The 20275-nt window shown below is 38.0% G+C and carries 17 protein-coding genes; 8 read left to right on the top strand and 9 right to left on the bottom strand.

What is annotated here, in order from left to right:
* Positions 1-32: 32 nt before the first annotated feature.
* From FW778_RS03090 to FW778_RS03075, 4 genes are all read right to left on the bottom strand, one after another.
* Positions 33-1355: a TolC family protein gene (locus FW778_RS03090; protein WP_202552053.1), complete on the bottom strand. Its 1323-nt coding sequence runs from the start codon at positions 1353-1355 to the stop codon at positions 33-35.
* On the bottom strand, positions 1339-4404 hold the full coding sequence (locus tag FW778_RS03085) for an efflux RND transporter permease subunit (RefSeq protein WP_150413128.1): 3066 nt from the start codon (positions 4402-4404) through the stop codon (positions 1339-1341). The genes FW778_RS03090 and FW778_RS03085 overlap by 17 nt, the downstream gene beginning before the upstream one ends.
* 7 nt (positions 4405-4411) lie before the next feature.
* The gene (locus FW778_RS03080; RefSeq protein ID WP_150413127.1) at positions 4412-5479 is read right to left on the bottom strand and encodes an efflux RND transporter periplasmic adaptor subunit; all 1068 of its coding nucleotides are present in this window, start codon (positions 5477-5479) and stop codon (positions 4412-4414) included.
* Positions 5480-5554: 75 nt separating this feature from the next.
* Entirely contained in the window at positions 5555-6676 is a 1122-nt protein-coding gene (locus tag FW778_RS03075) for a 5-(carboxyamino)imidazole ribonucleotide synthase (protein WP_150413126.1), read from the bottom strand.
* A 163-nt stretch (positions 6677-6839) separates the two neighbouring features.
* Here FW778_RS03075 and hppD point away from each other — a divergent pair, with 163 nt between their 5' ends.
* Together hppD and FW778_RS03065 are read left to right on the top strand one after the other, a co-directional pair.
* A complete protein-coding gene (hppD, locus tag FW778_RS03070; protein WP_150413125.1) occupies positions 6840-7973 on the top strand; it encodes a 4-hydroxyphenylpyruvate dioxygenase in 1134 nt (377 codons plus the stop codon).
* Positions 7974-8075: 102 nt separating this feature from the next.
* Positions 8076-8843, top strand: a complete 768-nt coding sequence (locus tag FW778_RS03065) for a L,D-transpeptidase family protein (RefSeq protein ID WP_150413124.1) — start codon at positions 8076-8078, stop codon at positions 8841-8843.
* On the opposite strand, the gene FW778_RS03060 is transcribed toward FW778_RS03065, so the two are convergent.
* Complete coding sequence (locus tag FW778_RS03060) at positions 8840-10108, bottom strand: aspartate kinase (RefSeq protein ID WP_150413123.1); 1269 nt, start codon at positions 10106-10108, stop codon at positions 8840-8842. The genes FW778_RS03065 and FW778_RS03060 overlap by 4 nt on opposite strands.
* A gap of 203 nt (positions 10109-10311) precedes the next feature.
* Here FW778_RS03060 and fbp point away from each other — a divergent pair, with 203 nt between their 5' ends.
* From fbp to FW778_RS03035, 5 genes are all read left to right on the top strand, one after another.
* Positions 10312-11325: a class 1 fructose-bisphosphatase gene (gene fbp / locus FW778_RS03055; protein ID WP_150413122.1), complete on the top strand. Its 1014-nt coding sequence runs from the start codon at positions 10312-10314 to the stop codon at positions 11323-11325.
* A 103-nt stretch (positions 11326-11428) separates the two neighbouring features.
* Positions 11429-12187 carry an ABC transporter ATP-binding protein gene (locus FW778_RS03050; protein ID WP_150413121.1) on the top strand — a complete coding sequence of 253 codons (759 nt, stop codon included), beginning with the start codon at positions 11429-11431 and terminating at the stop codon, positions 12185-12187.
* 58 nt (positions 12188-12245) lie between these two features.
* On the top strand, positions 12246-12956 hold the full coding sequence (locus tag FW778_RS03045) for an FKBP-type peptidyl-prolyl cis-trans isomerase (protein WP_150413120.1): 711 nt from the start codon (positions 12246-12248) through the stop codon (positions 12954-12956).
* Between the two features lie 8 nt (positions 12957-12964).
* A complete protein-coding gene (locus FW778_RS03040; protein WP_150413119.1) occupies positions 12965-13519 on the top strand; it encodes a YfiT family bacillithiol transferase in 555 nt (184 codons plus the stop codon).
* Between the two features lie 153 nt (positions 13520-13672).
* A complete protein-coding gene (locus FW778_RS03035) occupies positions 13673-14212 on the top strand; it encodes an NUDIX hydrolase (protein ID WP_150413118.1) in 540 nt (179 codons plus the stop codon).
* Between the two features lie 43 nt (positions 14213-14255).
* Here FW778_RS03035 and FW778_RS03030 read toward each other — a convergent pair whose 3' ends face one another.
* The 4 genes from FW778_RS03030 to FW778_RS03015 form a co-directional block, all read right to left on the bottom strand.
* On the bottom strand, positions 14256-15539 hold the full coding sequence (locus FW778_RS03030) for a bifunctional folylpolyglutamate synthase/dihydrofolate synthase (protein ID WP_150413117.1): 1284 nt from the start codon (positions 15537-15539) through the stop codon (positions 14256-14258).
* A 96-nt stretch (positions 15540-15635) separates the two neighbouring features.
* Entirely contained in the window at positions 15636-16520 is an 885-nt protein-coding gene (locus FW778_RS03025) for a TonB C-terminal domain-containing protein (protein WP_150413116.1), read from the bottom strand.
* A 121-nt stretch (positions 16521-16641) separates the two neighbouring features.
* A complete protein-coding gene (locus FW778_RS03020) occupies positions 16642-17304 on the bottom strand; it encodes a YggS family pyridoxal phosphate-dependent enzyme (RefSeq protein WP_150413115.1) in 663 nt (220 codons plus the stop codon).
* Positions 17305-17374: 70 nt separating this feature from the next.
* Positions 17375-18529 (bottom strand): acyl-CoA dehydrogenase, encoded by a 1155-nt coding sequence (locus tag FW778_RS03015; protein WP_150413114.1) that lies wholly within the window; start codon positions 18527-18529, stop codon positions 17375-17377.
* Positions 18530-18683: 154 nt separating this feature from the next.
* Between FW778_RS03015 and FW778_RS03010 the strand changes: the two genes are divergently transcribed.
* Positions 18684-20270 carry a peptide chain release factor 3 gene (locus FW778_RS03010; RefSeq protein ID WP_150413113.1) on the top strand — a complete coding sequence of 529 codons (1587 nt, stop codon included), beginning with the start codon at positions 18684-18686 and terminating at the stop codon, positions 20268-20270.
* Positions 20271-20275: the final 5 nt, after the last annotated feature.

Below are 20275 nucleotides of genomic sequence, written 5' to 3'. Positions count from 1 at the left end.
TATATATTTAAAAGAATAAAGATAGTGTTCTCTTAAAGATTGGCAATATCTCCCGTAAGTAAAGCAACCTGTGCTTCTGCCAGCTTTGCCTGGTTCAATGCATTGTACAACCTGTTCTTGGCATCGCTGTAACTTATCTGTATTTGACGAAGTTCTACAGAAGTAATGTTTAATTTTTTGTAACGCTCGTTGGCAATATAAATATTCTCTGTTGCTAATACGAGGTTGCTCTTTTCAAGGTCAACCAGCTTTAATGAGTTATTATAATTTATATAGGCATTTCTCAACAAGGTTTCAATGTTATTTTTTATTTGCGCCTGCGTAATTTGCTGGTTTTTTATTTGTATATCGGTAACGGCTAGTTGCTTTTTTACAACACTACCCCTAAATAATGGCAACGCTACACCAACTGAGCCCGAAGGCCCGTATGTTTGGTTAAGTAAAGTAAAACCTGCGCCATTTTTATTTCGGGCAAAATTATAGAAACCATTCAGGGTTACTACCGGCAGCCTTTCTGCATTAATTTCTTTTTTGGTTTCAAATAAAATGGTAAGATCACTGTTGGCTAAAAGGATATCCGGATTTTGCTTTGCAATTTTAGTTTGAGCATTTTCAATAGTTGGTAATTCGTTTACTGTAATTGTATCAACAACATTGTAAGAGGTGTCAGGGATCTTTCCCATCAGGTTATTCAATGACGTCTTAGCTAATGCCAATGAATTTTGCAATGATAACAGGAGGGAATATTGTTCATTCAAATCAACCTGTGCTTCCAGTACTTCATATTTTGCGCCAGTTCCTATTTCCAACCTGCGTTGCGCAAGATCGTTGCGGTCGCGGTATAATGTTATTTGTTCAAGGGTTGATTTTATTTGTTCATTAATTGTAACAACATTATAATAAGAGGAAATAACATTATAAACGGTTTCATTTAAATTTTTCTTGAAAGCATATTCCCCGTTTCTTTCCAACTCTTCGAGTCTTCTTTTTGTTGCAAACATTTTAAGCCCATCAAATACTGTCCAGTTTACAGCTAAACCCGCATTGAAATTTTGAGTGGTATTACCGTTTTTAGTAATTACGGTTCCATTGTTTAATTTTTGCTGGAGATTATTTACTCCAACTACTTTATTAGCTGTAGCGTTTACAAGTGGCACGGCGCCTGCGTTTGCCCAGTTGTTATTTATTTTCCCAATATCAATTTCATTTTTACTAATTGTAATTCCGAAATTATGTTGAATGGCATATTTCACCGCTTCATCTGCAGTTAATAAACTATCCTGTGCGAAAAGATGATAATGAAAAACAAAGAACTGTATAAAAATTAAAAGAAATATTTTACGAAAGCGCCTCATGTATCGGTGTTTTTTTTGATGAAAGAAAAGCATACATAGCCGGCACAACAAATAAGGTAAGTATCAAAGAAAATAGAATACCACCTACAATTACCACACCTAACGGTATACGGCTGGTAGAGGCATCGCCAATTGAAAGCGCCAGTGGCAGGGCCCCCAAAGACATGGCAAGGCTCGTCATTAAAATAGGCCGTAACCTTGAGAATGCTGATTCAATAACTGCTTCAACTTTACCCATGCCTGCCTTTCTTTTTTGATTGGCAAATTCTACAATCAATATTCCATTTTTAGTAACCAACCCTATAAGCATAATCATGCCTATTTGAGAAAAAATATTAAATGTTTGCCCGAATATCCAAAGAGATAACAAGGCCCCCGCCAATGCCAGCGGAACTGTAATCATAATGATAAAAGGATCTATAAAACTTTCAAATTGTGCCGAGAGAACAAGGTATATCAATACTAACGCCAGCACAAACGCAAATAACGTATTACCCGAGCTTTCAGCATAATCTCTTGACGTTCCGCTGAGCGCAGTTGTAAAGGATTCGTCCAATAATTTTTTTGAGATTCTTTGCATCTCTTTTATACCGTCGCCAACAGTGTGGCCGGAAGTAAGACCCGCTGAGATAGTTGCCGATTTATACCTGTTGAAATGATAAATGGTCGGCGGGGCAGAAGCCTCCGTCGTAGCTACTAAGTTATCAAGCCTTATATTTTCGCCGCGGCTGTTTTTCACCATAATCTTACTTAGGTCGTTTGGATCGTCTCTGTCGCTGCGATCTACCTGTCCTAATACTTCATACTGCTTTCCTGATTTTAAAAAATACCCGAGTCTTCTGTCGCTATAAGCAAGTTCGAGGGCTTGCGAAATATTATCCACATTTACCCCTAATTCACTTGCCCGTAATCTGTCAATATTAACACGCAGTTCGGGCTTATTAAATTTGAGATCAACATCTGCTCCTTCAAATACGGGGCTTTTATTTACTTCATTCAAAAATTCGGGAAGCACACTTTTTATTTTATCAAAATCATTATTTTGAATTACAAACTGTATCGGGGGGCCTCCGCGACGATCTACCGAAATTGTTTGTTCCTGTGTTGCATAAGCCTTACCCTGTGGAAACTTTTTCATATCCCGGTTCACCATGTCAACTATCTGTTGCTGAGACCGGGTGCGGTCTTTCGGGTCAGTAAGCATTACCCTGATGAAGCCGCTGTTTACCGCACCACCTCCAAAGCCGGGAGCGGTAAGGCTTATCATTTTTGTTTTTTCTGGAACTGAATCAGTGATCATTTGAGTAAGGCTGTCCATATACGAATCCATATAATCATAAGAAGTTCCTTCAGGCGCCGTAACTCCCACTCTGAATTGATTGCGGTCTTCTAACGGTGCAAGCTCGGATGGGATATTCGAAAAAATAACCCAGATGATGCTAAAACATATTCCAACCAGTATTAAAGCGATCCACTTAACTTTCATAAAAGATGCCAGGTTTCTCTTGTAGCCATTTTCCATCGCATTAAAAAACGGTTCCGTTTTTTTATAAAACCATGAATGACCTATTTTTTTCCTGGTAAGTTTTACATTGAGTACAGGCGTTAGCGTTAGTGATACAAAAGCTGAGATGAGTACGGCACCCGCAACAACAATCCCGAATTCGCGGAAAAGCCTTCCAACAAAACCTTGTAAAAATATAATGGGTAAAAAAACTATGGCGAGCGTGATAGAGGTAGAAATAACGGCAAAATATATTTCTTTCGAACCTTCTCTTGCCGCCTGGTATTTGTTCATACCCCGTTCAATTTTTTTGAAAATATTTTCAGTGACCACTATTCCGTCATCCACTACAAGGCCCGTTGCCAATACAACAGCAAGAAGTGTAAGCACGTTTATAGTAAAGCCAAAAAGATACATTATAAAGAAAGCTCCTATCAAAGAAACCGGAATATCGAGCAGAGGGCGAAGGGCTATGATCCAATCGCGGAAAAATAAATAAATGATGAGAATTACCAGGCCTAACGCTATAAAAAGTGTTTCTTTTACTTCGGAAATAGAGCGCTTGATAAACACAGTTTGATCCATCCCGATATCAAGTTTAAAATCCGGTGGAAGCTCCTTTTTAATATTGGCTAATCTTTTATAAAACTCATTGGAAATAGAAACATAGTTAGCGCCGGGTTGTGGAATTATTGCCAGCATTATCATTGGAACCTCACTTTCCTTTAAGCCTGATTCCTCGTCCTCGGGGCCTAAAACCACATCAGCAACATCGCTCAATTTTACGTTTACGCCACCTATATTTTTTATAACAAGATTATTAAATTGATCTTCAGTATTTAATTTTCCGAAGGTTCTTACAGAGAGTTCAGTAGTGTTTCCATAAATTTTCCCTGCGGGAAGCTCTACACTTTGAGTAAGCAGGGCTTGTTGCACATCATCTGTTGTAAGTCCGTAAGCATTTAATTTATCGGGCTTAAACCAAAGACGCATAGCATATCTTTTTTCGCCCCACACAGACACTGAACTTACACCCGGAATGGTTTGTATGCGCTCAACAATATTATTTTCGGCATATTCGGTTACTTCAAGAAGATTACGTTTGGTACTTTGTACAGTAACTGCAATTATGGGCTGCGCATTAGCATCTGCTTTGGAAATAACGGGAGGTGCATCTATATCCTGGGGCAGTTGTCGCGTTGCCTGTGACACTTTATCACGTACATCGTTAGCCGCAGTTTCGAGATCAACGCCCAATTCAAATTCTACGTTAATGCTGCTGTTTCCTTCGCTGCTTGAAGAAGTTATATTTTTTACCCCGGCAATACCATTGATGGCCTTTTCCAGGGGTTCTGTTATCTGCGATTCAATAATGTCGGAGTTAGCACCGGCATAGGAGGTACGTACCGAAATATTAGGCGGGTCAATAGCCGGATAATCTCTTACGCCTAAAAATTTAAATCCTATTACGCCAAATAAAACAATTACCAGGTTCATTACAATGGCAAAAACAGGACGACGTAAACTGGTATGAGATATATTCACTTGTACGTTACTTTTTTAAAGATGAAATACTGATTTTACTTCCTGGTTTAATGTTTAATAGCCCGGTTGTAATTACTGTATCCCCAATATTAATGCCCTTTAAGATTTCAACCCTAGCCGAATCCCGTACGCCGGTGGTTACAGTATTGAAACCAGCTACGCCATTATGATACACGATAACTTTTTTATCTCTTGCCTGAGGAATGATCGCTTCAGTAGGAATCATGATTGCGTTATTATCATCACCCATATCAAAATTTACTTTTGCAAATGATCCGGATGTTATGTTATTGTCAACATTTTCCACTACAGCATGTACTTTCAGGCTACGGTTCTCTTCTGTTATGCCTGATTCTGTAGCAACAATTTTAGCGTCGTATTTCTTTCCTGAAGATTCTGTACTGAAATTTACTATACGGCCCAGCGCTATTTTTGAGGTGTATTTTTCAGGGACAGAGAATTCCAGTTTTAATTTATTAATCTGGCGGATAGTGGTCACAATAGTGGCCGGGGTTACGTAGGCCCCTATGCTTATATTTTTAAAACCGATCTTCCCGTCAAAAGGTGCACGAATCATTGTCTTATCGATAGATGCCTGGAGCACCTGCATATCGGCTTTTATGCTACTTACGCTAAGTACACTTAAATCATAATCCGCCTGGCTGATACCTCCTATTTTTAATAATTCATCCTGGCGCGCTTGTGTTTTATCAGCAACTTCCAGTTGCACCGCTAATTTATGGAGCTGTGCCCGCAGGTCGCCATCAAAAAGCCTGGCCAGTAATGTCCCCCTTTTTACTACGCTGCCTTCTTTAATGGAAAGCATCACAACTTTTCCCGCAACTTCGGGATGAATTTCTGTTTCTTCAAAAGGTAATAAGGTTCCTGCCACATCAATCTTAGAATTTAGTACGGAGGGTGTTACAACATATCCTTCAACTGCCAATGACGCATTTGCTCCCGGCCTTTTTATATTTTTGGGAAGATCTGACTGGTCGTTTGATTTATTGCTGCAAGAGGAGATGTAAAATAAAAAAAGAATCCCTGCCAGGAGTTTCCAGTACTTCAATTTCATTAGGTAGATTTCTGATTTTTTGTATAGATGATGAATAAGACGCCGAAAAATTACAAAACCTTCGCTTAATAAACATTATTCTGCAATTACTTTCAATATATGTTTTATTTTATTGGCCGTATGTATAAGTTCCTGTCTTTCATTGCTTAATATGGTTACATGTCCCATTTTTCTTCCGGGCTTTGTATCCTTCTTACCGTAGATATGAACAAATACATTTTCAATCTTTAATAAATCTGGCAGTCCCTCATATTTTACCTTACCGGCACAGTTTTCTTCCCCTATCAGGTTTACCATTGCTGAAGTCATAATATGGCCCGTGTTTCCTAATGGATAATTAAGCATAATTCTCCATAACATATCAAACTGTGAGCAATAATTTCCTTCAATCGTATGATGCCCGCTGTTATGAACCCTCGGTGCGGTTTCATTTACCCAAACATTGTCCGCCATGTCAATAAACATTTCAACTGCAAACAGGCCCGGGCTATTAAAGTTTTTTACAACTGTTAGTGCTATCGCTTCTGCTTTCCATAATGTTTTTTCATTTATTGCAGCAGGGCTCAGCTGGTATTGTAACAAATTAAAATCTTTATTAAAAATCATTTCAACCGGGGGATATAACGCGGTTTCGCCTGCTTCATTTACTGCAACAATTAAAGCGATTTCTTTTTTAATATCCATCAGTTTCTCTAATACCGCAGGTGCATCAAATCCATTCTCAATTTGCTTTTCATTATTAATAACCACCACACCCCGTCCATCATAACCACCCATACCAATTTTGTGAACCGCCGGCAAAAAGCTTATGTGGTATTTTAATTCATTTTTATTTTGAGTGATTATAAAAGAAGAAGAAGGAACATTTATGGACGAATAGAATTGCTTTTGAAGAATCTTATTTTTAATGGTTGCCAATGCAGATGGCCTGGGGTAAACTTTAATTCCCTCTGATTCCAGTTTTTGAAGTGCATCAACATTCACCGATTCTATTTCTATCGTTACTGCATCCAGATGTTTGCCGAAATTATAAACATCATCATAATTAGTTATGTCGCCCTTTGTAAAATGATGACAAAGATGCGCAGCCGGGCATTCTGCGTCGTTTTCCATTACATAAGTTTCCACAGGATAATTAGCTCCCGCCTGCAACAACATTTTTCCTAATTGCCCACCGCCTAATATGCCAATCTTCATTTAAAAATTTTCTGCAAGATAAATGTTCCCGATTTACAAATATTAAAATCTCATTTGATATGAAGCAAATTGTGAAATAGATTATAGAATTCTCAAAATGTCAACACGAACTATTGGGTAAGGATGCTCTTTAATTTTTTATCTTTGTGCAAATTAAAATTACATGGAAACATCAGCGATAGCAATATCAAAGAAGGAAAAAAAAGAAGAAGATTTTTTGCCTTTGCTTGGAACAGATTATGTGGAATTTTATGTAGGTAATGCAAAGCAGGCGGCGCATTATTATAAAACAGCTTTTGGCTTTCAATCGCTTGCTTATGCCGGCCCTGAAACGGGTTTAAAAGACAGGGCAAGTTATGTGATACGGCAAAACAAACTCACGTTTATTTTAACTACCCCGCTTAGAAAGGATAATGAAATTGCTGATCATATTAATAAACATGGCGATGGCGTAAAAGTTCTTGCATTAAAAGTGGAAGACGCAACCAGCGCGTGGGAAGAAACCACCCAACGTGGTGGAAAAAGCTACATTCAGCCGACAACTTTAAAGGACGAAAATGGTGAAGTGGTTATGAGCGGCATTTATACCTATGGAGAAACAGTTCATCTTTTTATTGAAAGAAGAAATTACTCCGGTGTCTTTATGCCGGGTTTTAGGAAATGGGAAACCGATTATAATCCATCAGAAACCGGGCTTTTGTATGTGGATCACTGTGTCGGAAATGTCGGCTGGAACCAAATGAACAAGTGGGTGAAATTTTACGAAGAGGTTATGGGTTTCAGAAATATATTGAGCTTCGATGATAAAGACATATCAACAGAATATTCAGCATTGATGAGTAAAGTAATGAGTAACGGTAATGGGTATGTGAAATTTCCTATTAATGAACCCGCTGAAGGGAAGAAAAAAAGCCAGGTAGAAGAATATCTGGAATTTTACAATGGGGAAGGTTGCCAGCATATTGCAATTGCTACTAATAACATCATTGACACGGTTACAAAACTGAAGGGAAGGGGAGTGGAATTTTTAAAAATTCCTGCCAGTTATTATGCAACGGTTTTAGACAGGGTTGGACACATAGATGAAGACCTTAAGCCTTTGAGTGAATTGGGAATTTTAATAGATAAAGACGATGAGGGATATCTTCTGCAGATTTTCAGTAAACCTGTGGAAGACCGACCCACACTGTTTTTTGAGATTATTCAGCGTAAGGGTGCCCAAAGCTTTGGCAAAGGAAATTTTAAAGCGCTCTTTGAAGCCATTGAAAGAGAGCAGGCCGAGCGTGGAAATCTGTGATAATCTAGAATAATTATAAGTTAAGAAAATGCGGAATAATTATTTTTTTCAATAAAAAATTTACTTTTACGTTATAACATATAATCTTCTATCTGAATAAAAATGCTTAGTAGAATTTCTGCTTTTATTTTCACTTTCTTAGTAATTTTTTTTACCTCATTTATTTCAAATGCGCAAAACTCTTTTGTGGCACAGGAGAAATCATCATTCAGGCTTGCCAGTATTTTTAATAGCAAGGAAGACACCCTGCAAAAAGAGTTCGCTGCCAAAGGATTGGAATGGCCCGCAAAATACGTTTACATCCGCAGTTTTAAGTATGATGCGCAACTTGAAGTGTGGGTAAAAAATGCCCCCAAAGAAAGATACAAGCTTTTCAAAACTTATAAAGTTTGTATGCAAAGCGGCACAATGGGCCCTAAAAGATTGCAGGGCGATTACCAGGTGCCCGAAGGCTTTTATTATATTAATGAATTTAATCCGCATAGCAATTATCATCTTGCGCTTGGATTAAACTATCCTAATGCGTCCGACAGGATTTTAAGTGATTCACTTCGCCCCGGTAATTCTATTTATATTCATGGCAGTTGCGTGTCTGTAGGGTGTATTCCCGTTACGGATGAGGAGATTGAAGAGATTTATATTATTGCAAGCTATGCAAAATCGAATGGCGAAGATTTTATTCCCGTGCATGTATTTCCTTTCAGGTATAACTCAAGAAGGTCGATGGAATATTTTAAAACAACTGCAAAAAATAATCCTTCGTTACAAAAATTTGCGATGGAGTTAAAAGGTGCTTACGACAAGTTTGAAGATACCCACCAGGTGCCGCTTGTATTAATCGATCGCAAAGGCGATTATGTTATAGATTAAATTTCCCTCATTAACACCTGTATTGTATTAGCGGTTTTTTGTTGTAATACAATGGTTTTATTTTCAGTTAACTTATTTATAAATTCCGCGGTGTAATGCCTTATAGTGAGCAGCGTTAAATTTTTCTCAAGTTGTACATCAAAAATTCCGGATGCTTCCATCGCAACTTTTTCAATTTTTTCCGCAACATCATCCATACATATATACAGGCTTATGGCGGCGTTTTGAGTAAGATTGGGTTTTATTTTTATATCCTCAAGAATTTCGTATAAAGTGTTTACCGGTTTGCCTTCCACAAATGAAAAATCTTTGGATTCAAACGTCATTAATACCTGGTTACGTTTATATACAATAATAGGAGGCAAATGATGCGGATTCTTTCCCGTTATAACGGTACCGGGTAGCTGCCGTTCTATAAAACTTTTTACATGCAAAGGAATATTTTTATTTTGTAAAGGCTTTATAGTTTTAGGATGAATTACCTGGGCGCCATAGTATGCCATTTCTATCACTTCCTTATAACTGAGTTCAGGGATATTAACTGCGCCCGGCAAATCTTTGGGATCAGCGTTCATTACTCCTTCCACATCTTTCCAGATAGTAACACTTTCTGCATTTAAAATATTAGCAAAAACAGCAGCCGTATAATCGCTGCCCTCGCGGCCCAGTGTAGTGCTTTCATTTTCGTTGCTAGATCCAATAAAACCCTGTGTAATAACAAGGTCAGTTTCCCTAAAAAGAGGAAGAATTTTTTCTTCAATTTTTTGCCGGGTTACGGGCCAGTCGATCACCGCTTCCCTGAATGTATTATCTGTACGAAGCAAATCTCTTACGTCAATCCACTTGTTTAGTATTTTTTCTTCGTTTAAAAAATAACTTACAATAGTGCTCGATAAAAGTTCGCCGGCACATACAACCTGGTCGTAATAATAATTGTATTCTTTCACTGGCTTATCATGTAACAGCCATTCTACTTCTGTGAAGAAATTGAGAAGGTCATTAGTAGCTGCTTCCCACTGTTGTGTAACGGCATATTTTAATAAGGTCAAATGATTCTGTTTTATCTTTTCAAAAAGCCGGAGAGCGTCTGCTTTTTTGCCTGAATAAAAGGCCTCAGTAACTTTCTCAAGTGCGTTGGTCATTTTGCCCATGGCCGAAATAACAATTAAAATTTTTTCATTCTTATATTCTTCCAGGATTGTTGCGAGATTTTGAATTCGTTCAAAACTATTTATGCTGGCACCTCCGAATTTAAACACCTTCATAATAAAATTTAACTTTTAGCGTAGCAAAGTAAAATGAATTATTAATGCTATTTAAATTTTTATGATAGCCACGTTTATACTTATTTAATAAACAAGTTTCCTGCAATTCTTTTAAATACGAAACGATGTGTATTCAAAAAACAGCGAATTAATTAATTCACCTATTTTTGTTTCCTTTCAAAAAAATCAATTGAACGTTATATATGGTTAACAGGCAGGTATTAACCTTAGATGAATTTACGATAAGAGAAATGCGGGCATTTCCAAAAGCAACCGGTGAACTGGCGGGACTTTTGCGAGATATAGGCCTCGCGGCAAAGCGGGTGAATGTTGAGGTGAATAAAGCAGGGCTCGTTGATATTTTGGGAGATACCGGGAATGTGAATATACAAGGAGAAGAGGTAAAAAAATTAGATGAGTTTGCAAACGACCAATTTACACGGGTATTAAGACATGGAATAAGTTGTGCAGGCATCGCAAGTGAAGAGTTGGATGATGTAGTTATTTTTGATAATGAAATCAGCAGGAACTCTAAATATATCTGCATGTTTGATCCGCTGGATGGAAGCACCAATATTGATGTGAATGTATCTATCGGAACAATTTTTAGCGTCTATCGGCGGGTAAGTGAAACGGGAACTTCGTTAACTATTAAAGATTTTTTACAACCGGGCATGCGCCAGGTAGCGGCAGGATACATTATTTATGGCTCATCCACCATTCTTGTATATGCAACAAAAAGAGGAGTTAATGGTTTTACCTTAGATCAATCTATTGGAGAATTTTGTTTAAGCCATCCTAATATCCGGTGTCCCGAAACCGGCAGAATGTATTCTGTAAACCATGGTAACTTTTTTCAATATAGCGAAGAAGTTAAAGCCTATATCGATATTTGCCAGAAAAAAAATAAATCTAACGGCGGGCCATACACGCAAAGATATATTGGCAGCATGGTATCTGATGTACATCGTAATTTGATACGTGGAGGAATTTTTATGTATCCCGGAACTGCACAAAAGCCGAAAGGCAAATTGCGATTGCTTTACGAGTGCAATCCGCTAGCTTATATAATTGAAATAGCAGGTGGAAAAGCAACAGATGGAACCCAAAGAATACTCGAAAAACAACCAACCGAATTACATGAGCGTACCCCTTTATTTATTGGGAGTGCTGCAATGATGGCGGAGCTGGAAGTATGTCTTGGTGTCAGTATTTAGAATGGTGAGTTGTCAATAGTCAGTAGTCAATAGGCAATGGGCAAGAGGACACACTATAATGAATAAGAAAACAATAAAGATAATTCGTGTAATAAAGAAAAAAATGGAAACAATTATTTCAGTAAAAGATCTTAAAAAAAATTATGGCAAGTTTGAAGCCGTAAAAGGAATTTCTTTTGATGTATATGCAGGGGAAATATTTGGATTGCTTGGTCCCAACGGAGCGGGCAAATCTACCACGCTGGAGATAATAGAAACGCTTCGTGATAAAACTTCCGGTAAAATTATTGTTGATGGATTAGACCTTGATAAGTCACCGGAAAAAATAAAAAAGATAATCGGTGTACAACTACAAACCTCTGGGTTTTATCCAGGCCTTAATCTTCTTGAATTGATTGATCTTTTTTGTGGATTATACAATACGAAAACCGATTCAATGCAATTGCTGGAAATGGTAAACCTGAAAGACAAGGCTAAGAATAAATATAAAGAAATGAGTGGCGGCCAAAAACAGCGCTTTTCCATTGCAACTACTTTAATTAATCACCCCAGGATTATTTTTTTAGATGAACCTACTACAGGCCTTGATCCGCAGGCCCGGCGTAATTTGTGGGAGCTCATTAAAACGATAAGAGATAAAGGCACCACCGTTATCATCACCACGCATTATATGGATGAAGCGGAGCAGCTTTGTGATCGGGTGGCGATTATGGATGAAGGAAAAATAATTGCTCTTCAATCCCCCGATAAATTAATTGATGATCTTGTCGCTTCAGGCTTCGAAAGGCCAAAGGTTACCAAATCCGCTAACCTGGAAGATGTATTTATTAACCTCACCGGAAAAGATTTCAGAGAAGATTAAGAAATATTACTGTTGTAAATCCGTTATTTTGCCGAACAAATTTTTTAAATAAACCCCAATGAAAAAAATACTATTTATTTTACCCGTACTATTCTCTGTTTGTTATGCGCAAACGAAAAAGCCCGCATCAAAACCTGCTGTTAAAAAGACACCGGCGAAAGTAACTCTTAGCACAGCAGATAGCCTGAGTTATGCAATGGGAGTGCAGACCGCTGAATATTACAAAGCCCAGGGAGCGGAAAATATAAACCCGGCCATGGTTAAAAAAGCTTACGAGGATGTATATAACAATAAAAAACTTTTAATTTCGCCAGAACAATGTAATATGACTATTCAAACTAAACTCCAGGAATTTATGGCACAAAAAACAAATGCGGAAAAAGAAAAAAGTACTAAGTTCTTAGAAGAAAATAAAAAGAGGCCCGGTGTAATTACCTTGCCAAGTGGCTTGCAATACGAAATAATTACCAAGGGAACCGGCCTTGTTCCAACAGCAACCGATACAGTAAAAGCAAATTATATTGGTTCGTTAATTGATGGAAAGGAATTTGACAATTCTTACAAAAGAAATGAGGCGTTAACTATTCCGGTAGGCGGCGTAATACGTGGCTGGACAGAAGCTTTACAATTAATGCCGGTTGGCAGTAAATGGAAATTATACATTCCTTCAGAATTAGGATATGGCGATCGTGGCGCTGGTGGCGCAATACCTGGAGGAGCAGCATTGGTGTTTACCATTGAGCTTTTGGATATTGTGCATAATAAATAATTTTTTTTATGGAGAACGAAGAACAACGTCTAAGTTATCCAATAGGTTTAGAGGAGGAAAGTGATGTATATAATGACCTGTATGGTGATGCTTTAAAGCATAAGTTGCTGAATGATATCAAAATGCTTCCTGCAATGCTGGAGTTTGCGGTCCAGGGCTTAGATGAAGATCAGCTTAAAACTCCGTACAGGCCTGGTGGGTGGACGGTGCATCAGTTAGTTCATCATGTTGCCGACAGCCATATCAATGCCTATGCGCGTTTTAAACTTGCATTAACAGAAGATAATCCTGTAATTAAACCTTACGACCAGGAAGCCTGGGCATTGTTACCTGATACCCAAAATTTACCCATCAATATTTCATTAACGTTGCTGCATGCGTTGCACGCAAGGTGGTATCAATTAATGTACGATATGACAGAGGGTCAATGGCAGCGTTCGGTGTATCATCCTGACAGAAAAAGAAAACTTAGTTTATGGGAATTGCTGAAAAGTTATTCCTGGCATGGCCTTCATCACACTGCGCATATTGTGAAACTTCGTGAACGAATGAAATGGAGCTAAATTTTTTATTACACAAACTATAAAACATGAATTACACGAATGCTTTTTGTGAAATTCCTGGGATAGCCCGGTTCAAGGAAAAATTATATAACTGAGATAACTATTATAATTCGTGTAATTCGTGCCCAAAATTCGTGTAATAAATTATTTAATATGAAATGGGAAACATTATCCTCCGAATATATATCGAAACATAAATATTTTACTGCAAGAAAAGACAAATGCCTGGCGCCGGATGGAAAAATTATAGAAGAATATTTTGTAGTGGAATTGCCAAAGACTGCCTGTGCGTTAGCCATTACGGAAGACGGAAACGTTTTGATGGTAAAGCAATACAGGCACCCGGTAGAAGAAGTGTTACTTGAATTACCGGGCGGGTTTATTGATGAAAACGAGTCACCTGAAATAGCGGTAGCAAGAGAATTGATGGAAGAAACGGGTTATCAATTTTCGTCTATTGAACAGGTTGGATTAATAGCCGCCAACCCCGGCGTGTTAAATAATTATACAGCTTTGTTTCTTGCAACGGGTGGAAAAAGAACGGGTATTCAACAGCTTGATCACAATGAAGATATTGAAGTAGTAATAATTCCTTTGGATGAATTAAAGGGACTCTTTCTGGAAAATAAAATTGCTCAATCAATGCATGCAAATTGTATTTTTTATGCACTAAGAAGGATGGGAGAAATATAAAAGGCGATAAGCAATAAGCAAATGGCAATGGGCAATTAAGCACTTAATTAACTTCTCCTACTACAAATACACTCCCGCAAACAATAATCATATCTTCTTCAGTTGCTGTATCCATAGCCGCATTCAGGGCCTTATTTACTTCATCATAAGAAGATCCGGTTAAATTAAATTTTTGTGCCCGTTGCAATAATTCTTCCTCCGGTAAAGCTCTTGGGATTTGGGCTTTGGTAAAATAATAAGTTGCATTCTTAGGAAGCAGTTCCAAAACCTTTTCAATCTCTTTGTCCTTTACCATTCCGAAAACAATATGAAGAGCTTTATAAGAACTGTTATTAATCTGGTTAATTAATTGTTGTATTCCATCAACGTTATGCGCAACATCCAGAACTACCAAAGGATTGCGTTGAATAACCTCCCAGCGTCCATGCAAGCCCGTTATATCTTTTACATGACTTAGTGCATATTTAATATTTTCTTCTTTTAAAAGATATTTATTTTGCAATACATCAAGGGCTGTAAGAACTGTGCGCAGGTTTTTTGCCTGGTACAGTGCAGGTAAATCGAGATTATAAATTTTCGTTTTTGCAGTATTGTTAGGAAGGATTTCTACTTCCAGTTTTTCACTCACCGGTGTAGCTGAAATTATTTTAAACGCTTCTTCGGCAAAAAAAACAGGAGCATTTTTTTCTGCCGCTTTTTCCAGGAAAATAGTTTTTGTTGACGGCAGCGTTTCACCAATTATAACCGGAATATTTTGTTTGATAATTCCCGCTTTTTCAGTGGCAATTTTTTCAATCGTATCTCCTAAAATATCCATATGGTCAAATCCAATGTTGGTAATAATTGCAACTTCCGGCGTTATAACATTCGTGCTGTCAAGCCTGCCGCCAAGGCCGGTTTCGATAATTGCAATATCCACTTTTTGTTGGGCAAAATATTCAAGCGCCATTACAAAAGTGAGTTCAAAAAATGAGGGATTTATTTCATTGGAAAATGTTTTCGTTCTTTCAACAAAATCAATCACAAAATCCTGAGGTATCATTTCTCCGTTTAGTTTAATTCTTTCCCTGAAGTCCTTAAGGTGAGGAGAAGTATATAAACCGGTATTGTAGCCACTTTGCTGAAAGACTGCAGCAAGCATATGGCTCGCGGAGCCCTTGCCGTTAGTTCCTGCAATATGGATCGTTTTTATTTTATTTTGAGGATCTCCCAGATATTCGCAGAGAGCAATTGTATTATTTAAATCGGCTTTGTAAGCTTTAATGCCAATGGTGCTGTATAAAGGAAGTTTGTTGTAGAGATAGTGTATTGTTTGCCCGTAATCCATAGGAAGCAAATATAATCAGCCAACAGGATAAATAATTACCTAATTGGATAATTTGGAGTGTAATACATCTAACATTCTATAGCGTGCGTTTCTCACTTAGTTCTTCAAAACAAACACAAAAAGTATTGTTCCGCTTTCCACATCATTTTGGCTGGGAGGGAATTTTAATTCCTTTGCTTTTTCTATGGCGATGTTCCTGAGAGAACTGTTGGAAGTGGTTGTTCCACGGGCAATGCCTGCATCAACAACCTTTCCGCCGGCATTTACTTTTATATCTACATATACTTTTGCATTTTCATTAAAATCATCCGTCATGCTGGGAAAATGAATAATTCTTCTTCCCGACAGCCCACGCACTACGCTCACACCACTTCTTCCGCCGGGAGAATTTCCGTATGCATCAGGTTTTCCATCCGGACTTCCTGCATCTCCATTACCGGGTTTATAGCCCTGGTTTCTATATCCATTATCTTCTGTTGCGCCATTACCACCATTTCCGTTACCACCTTTATACAAAGGCAGTTTAGGTTTGGGTGGCGCCGGATTTGGATTTAAAACAGGGGACGGATTAATTTTTTTGGTTACTTTATTGGTGCTTGACTTATTAATATCTTTTGCATCTTCCTTGGGCTTCTCCACTTTTGTAACGGGTGCAGCTTCTTTATCATCATTATTTTCATCGGCCTGCACATTTCGTGTAGGGGCTTCCGTTACTTTAGCCGCTTTTTGGTGTGATTCCATACTTTGATTATCCGGCGCTCTTTCTCCTTTTACCAATGGTTGAATATTGCCCATTCCTTCCTGCTCATTGCCAAGATTGACATCAATTAAATCCTGTACCGGCGGCGTAGGAGGAATCAATAACGGCCATGTATAAAATATTGCAATGATGAGAAACAGCCCAACAATCCCTGTAGTATACATCAGGGCTTTCCTGTTCTTTTCTGCCTCGAACCTATGATTGATTGCTGTTGTACTCACTTAAGAAATATTTATTCAATATCAAATTTATGGTATTGTAAAAAAGATTTGTATTTGTAAATGTTAAAAGATTAAAAGCGCTTTAATTCGTGTATTCCGTGATTGTAATTCGTGTTATAAATTATGATCTTTTTCCAAACAACAAACTCCCAATCCTAACCATGTTGCTTCCTTCCTCAATTGCTATTTTATAGTCAGCACTCATGCCCAGGCTCAGAATAGTGAATGGTGAATTGTGAAAGGCGAGTGAATACTTGTCAAATAATAATTTCAGGCTTTTAAATTCATGTCTGACTTTTTCCATGTCATCGGTAAAGGAAGCCATTCCCATCAGTCCACGGATTCTTACATGCGTAAGATTCGTGTAATTCGTGGTAAGTAATTCATGCAACTCATTTTCATCCAACCCAAATTTTGTTTCTTCTCTTGCGATATGAACCTGTAAAAGACAATCTATGACGCGGTTAAGTTTTTCGCCTTGTTTGTTGATTTCTGTTAATAATTTTTTACTATCAACTCCATGTATCAACGAAACAAATGGAGCAATATATTTTACTTTATTAGATTGAAGATGGCCGATAAAATGCCACCTTATATCTTTTGGAAGCTGCTCATATTTTTCACTTAATTCCTGCACATAATTCTCACCAAAATCTCTTTGTCCAAGTTTATATAATTCAAGTATTTCTTCTGCAGGTTTCGTTTTTGAAACTGCAACGAGAGTTACGTTTTTGGTTTTTAACTCTTCAACAATATTTTTATAAAATTCAGAATTTACAGGCATGGATAAACGAAGTTCAATAATCAGGTAACTAAATAAACTATTAAACGATATAACAATATAACCGGTTAGCTCATTTTAAAATTCCGCGGCTGATAACAATCCTTTGCACTTCACTGGTGCCCTCGTATATCTGGGTAATCTTGGCATCCCGCATCATTCTTTCAACATGGTATTCTTTTACATATCCATAACCCCCGTGTATTTGTATCGCTTCTGTAGTTACCCACATGGCTGTTTCGCTTGCAAACACTTTTGCCATTGCTGCGCTTTCAGTATAATCTTCGCCTTTATCTTTTTGCCATGCAGCCCTGAAACATAACAGTCTTGCGGCTTCCACTCTTGTTGCCATGTCGGCAATTTTAAATTGTATTACCTGGTGATTTTTTATTTCCGTACCAAAAGCTTTCCTTTCTTTTGAATAAGCGATAGACCTTTCTAATGCTCCGGATGCAAGCCCTAATGCCTGTGATGCAATACCGATCCGGCCTCCGGAAAGCGTCATCATTGCAAACTTAAACCCGAAACCATGTTTGCCAACCCGGTTTTCTTTAGGAACTTTTACATCGGTGAAAGAGATACTGTGTGTATCACTCCCACGTATCCCTAATTTATTTTCTTTTGGTCCAACAGTAACACCGGGCCAGTTTTTTTCAACAATAAATACATCTATCCCACGGCTTCCTTTAGTAAGATCCGTTTGTGCAAACACGAGATATACCGAAGCACTATTGCCATTGGTGATCCAGTTTTTAACGCCATTAATAACATAATGATCGTCTTTAGCTACAGCCGTTGTTCTCTGCGAAGTAGCGTCACTTCCGGCTTCCGGCTCACTCAATAAAAAAGCGCCAATATATAATTCACCACCTTTGCGACCTTGCGCAAGCGGGGTCAAATATTTCTTCTTTTGTTCCTCAGTGCCAAATGCCTCAATACCATAACAAACCAAACTATTATTTACACTCATACAAACGCTGGTACTTGCATCTACCTTACTTATTTCTTCCATAGCAATAACATAACTTACCGTATCCAGGCCTGAGCCTCCATAATCAGGACTAACCATCATTCCCATAAACCCTAATTCAGCCAGCTTTATTACCTGCTCATAAGGAAATTTTTGTTTTTCATCCCGCTCAATAACCCCGGGAAGACATTCTGTATTGGCAAAGTCGTGTGCAGCCTGGCGTATCATCAATTGTTCTTCTGTAAGTTTGAATGTCATAATATTTATTTGTATCTGCAAAAATACGATTTGCTGTTCTAAATAAGAGTTGCAAGTAGACGAACTGAGTTTGATAATAAACAAAACCGAACTTACAATCCGGCACGTTAAACTCATAAACTATAATCTCACAATTCTTACCTTTGCGCACTTTATGAAATATCTGAACGAAATACAGAAGCGCAGAACATTTGCAATTATATCACATCCCGATGCGGGCAAAACTACATTGACTGAAAAGTTTTTGTTGTTTGGCGGCGCTATTCAAACTGCAGGCGCTGTAAAGAGTAACAAAATAAAGAAGCATGCAACCTCCGATTTTATGGAGATAGAAAGGCAAAGAGGAATTTCTGTTGCCACCTCCGTAATGAGCTTTGAATATAAAAATACTTTGGTAAATCTTTTGGATACACCCGGCCATAAAGACTTTGCAGAAGATACCTATAGAACATTAACTGCTGTTGACAGTGTTGTTTTGGTGATAGATTGTGTGAAAGGAGTGGAAGAACAAACTAAAAGATTGGTGGAAGTTTGCCGCATGCGTGATACGCCGGTTATTGTTTTTGTAAATAAGCTTGACCGTGATGGTAAAAACCCATTTGACCTGTTAGATGAAATAGAATCTGAATTAAAAATCAGGTTACATCCTTTAAGCTGGCCGATAAATATGGGAAGAGATTTTAAAGGGGTTTATAATTTATATGATAAAAGCCTTTTGTTATTTAAGCCAAACCAGAAAGCAACGGAAGAGGATTATCTTCCATTGGAAAATTTAAATGATGATATTTTACCGGTAAGAATAGGAGAGAAGGATGCTGCCCAGTTACGGGAAGATGTGGAATTATTAGAAGGTGTTTATGGCGATTTCGACCGGGAGTCCTACCTGCAGGGAAAGGTTGCCCCTGTATTTTTTGGAAGTGCTATTAACAATTTTGGTGTAAAAGAATTACTGGAAACCTTTATACAAATTGCGCCGTTACCCCAGCACCGGGCCGTAACTACAAGGGTTGTAGAGCCTTCTGAAGATAAGTTTAGCGGCTTTATTTTTAAAATTCACGCCAACCTTGACCCGAGGCACAGGGACAGGATCGCTTTTTTAAGGGTATGCGCCGGAAAGTTTGAGCGCAACAAATATTTTCATCACGTTCGTTTACACAAAGACGTTAGGTTCAGTAACCCTTATAGTTTTTTAGCAAGAGATAAGGACGTTATCGAATCGGCTTTTCCCGGTGATGTAGTTGGCTTATTTGATACCGGTAATTTTAAAATAGGCGATACCCTTACTGAAGGAGAGGATTTTTATTTTACAGGAATTCCTTCTTTCTCACCGGAGATATTTAAAGAGGTAGTGAACAAAGACCCAATGAAAACAAAGCAACTGGAGAAAGGCTTGTTGCAGCTTACCGATGAAGGGGTGGCCCAGTTATTTACCCAGTTTGGCGGCAATAAAAAGATAATAGGTTGCGTGGGCGAACTGCAGTTTGAAGTAATACAATATCGTTTGCTGAACGAATACAGTGCATCCGTACAATTAAATTCACTTCCGTTTTATAAGGCTTGCTGGCTTACTTCAAAAGATCCAAAAAAGCTGGCGGAATTTATAAAATTTAAATCTTCCAATATTGCTGAAGATAAAGATGGGCACATAGTTTACCTGGCCCAGAGCGAATGGTTCCTCAATACAGAGCGAACCAATAATCCTGATATTGAGTTTCATTTTACAAGTGAAATTCATAAATAACGTTT

Source organism: Ginsengibacter hankyongi (genome assembly GCF_008710285.1).
Lineage (GTDB): Bacteria > Bacteroidota > Bacteroidia > Chitinophagales > Chitinophagaceae > Ginsengibacter > Ginsengibacter hankyongi.
Note: the sequence above shows the minus strand (reverse complement) of the source record. Positions and strands in the feature narration are given on the sequence as shown.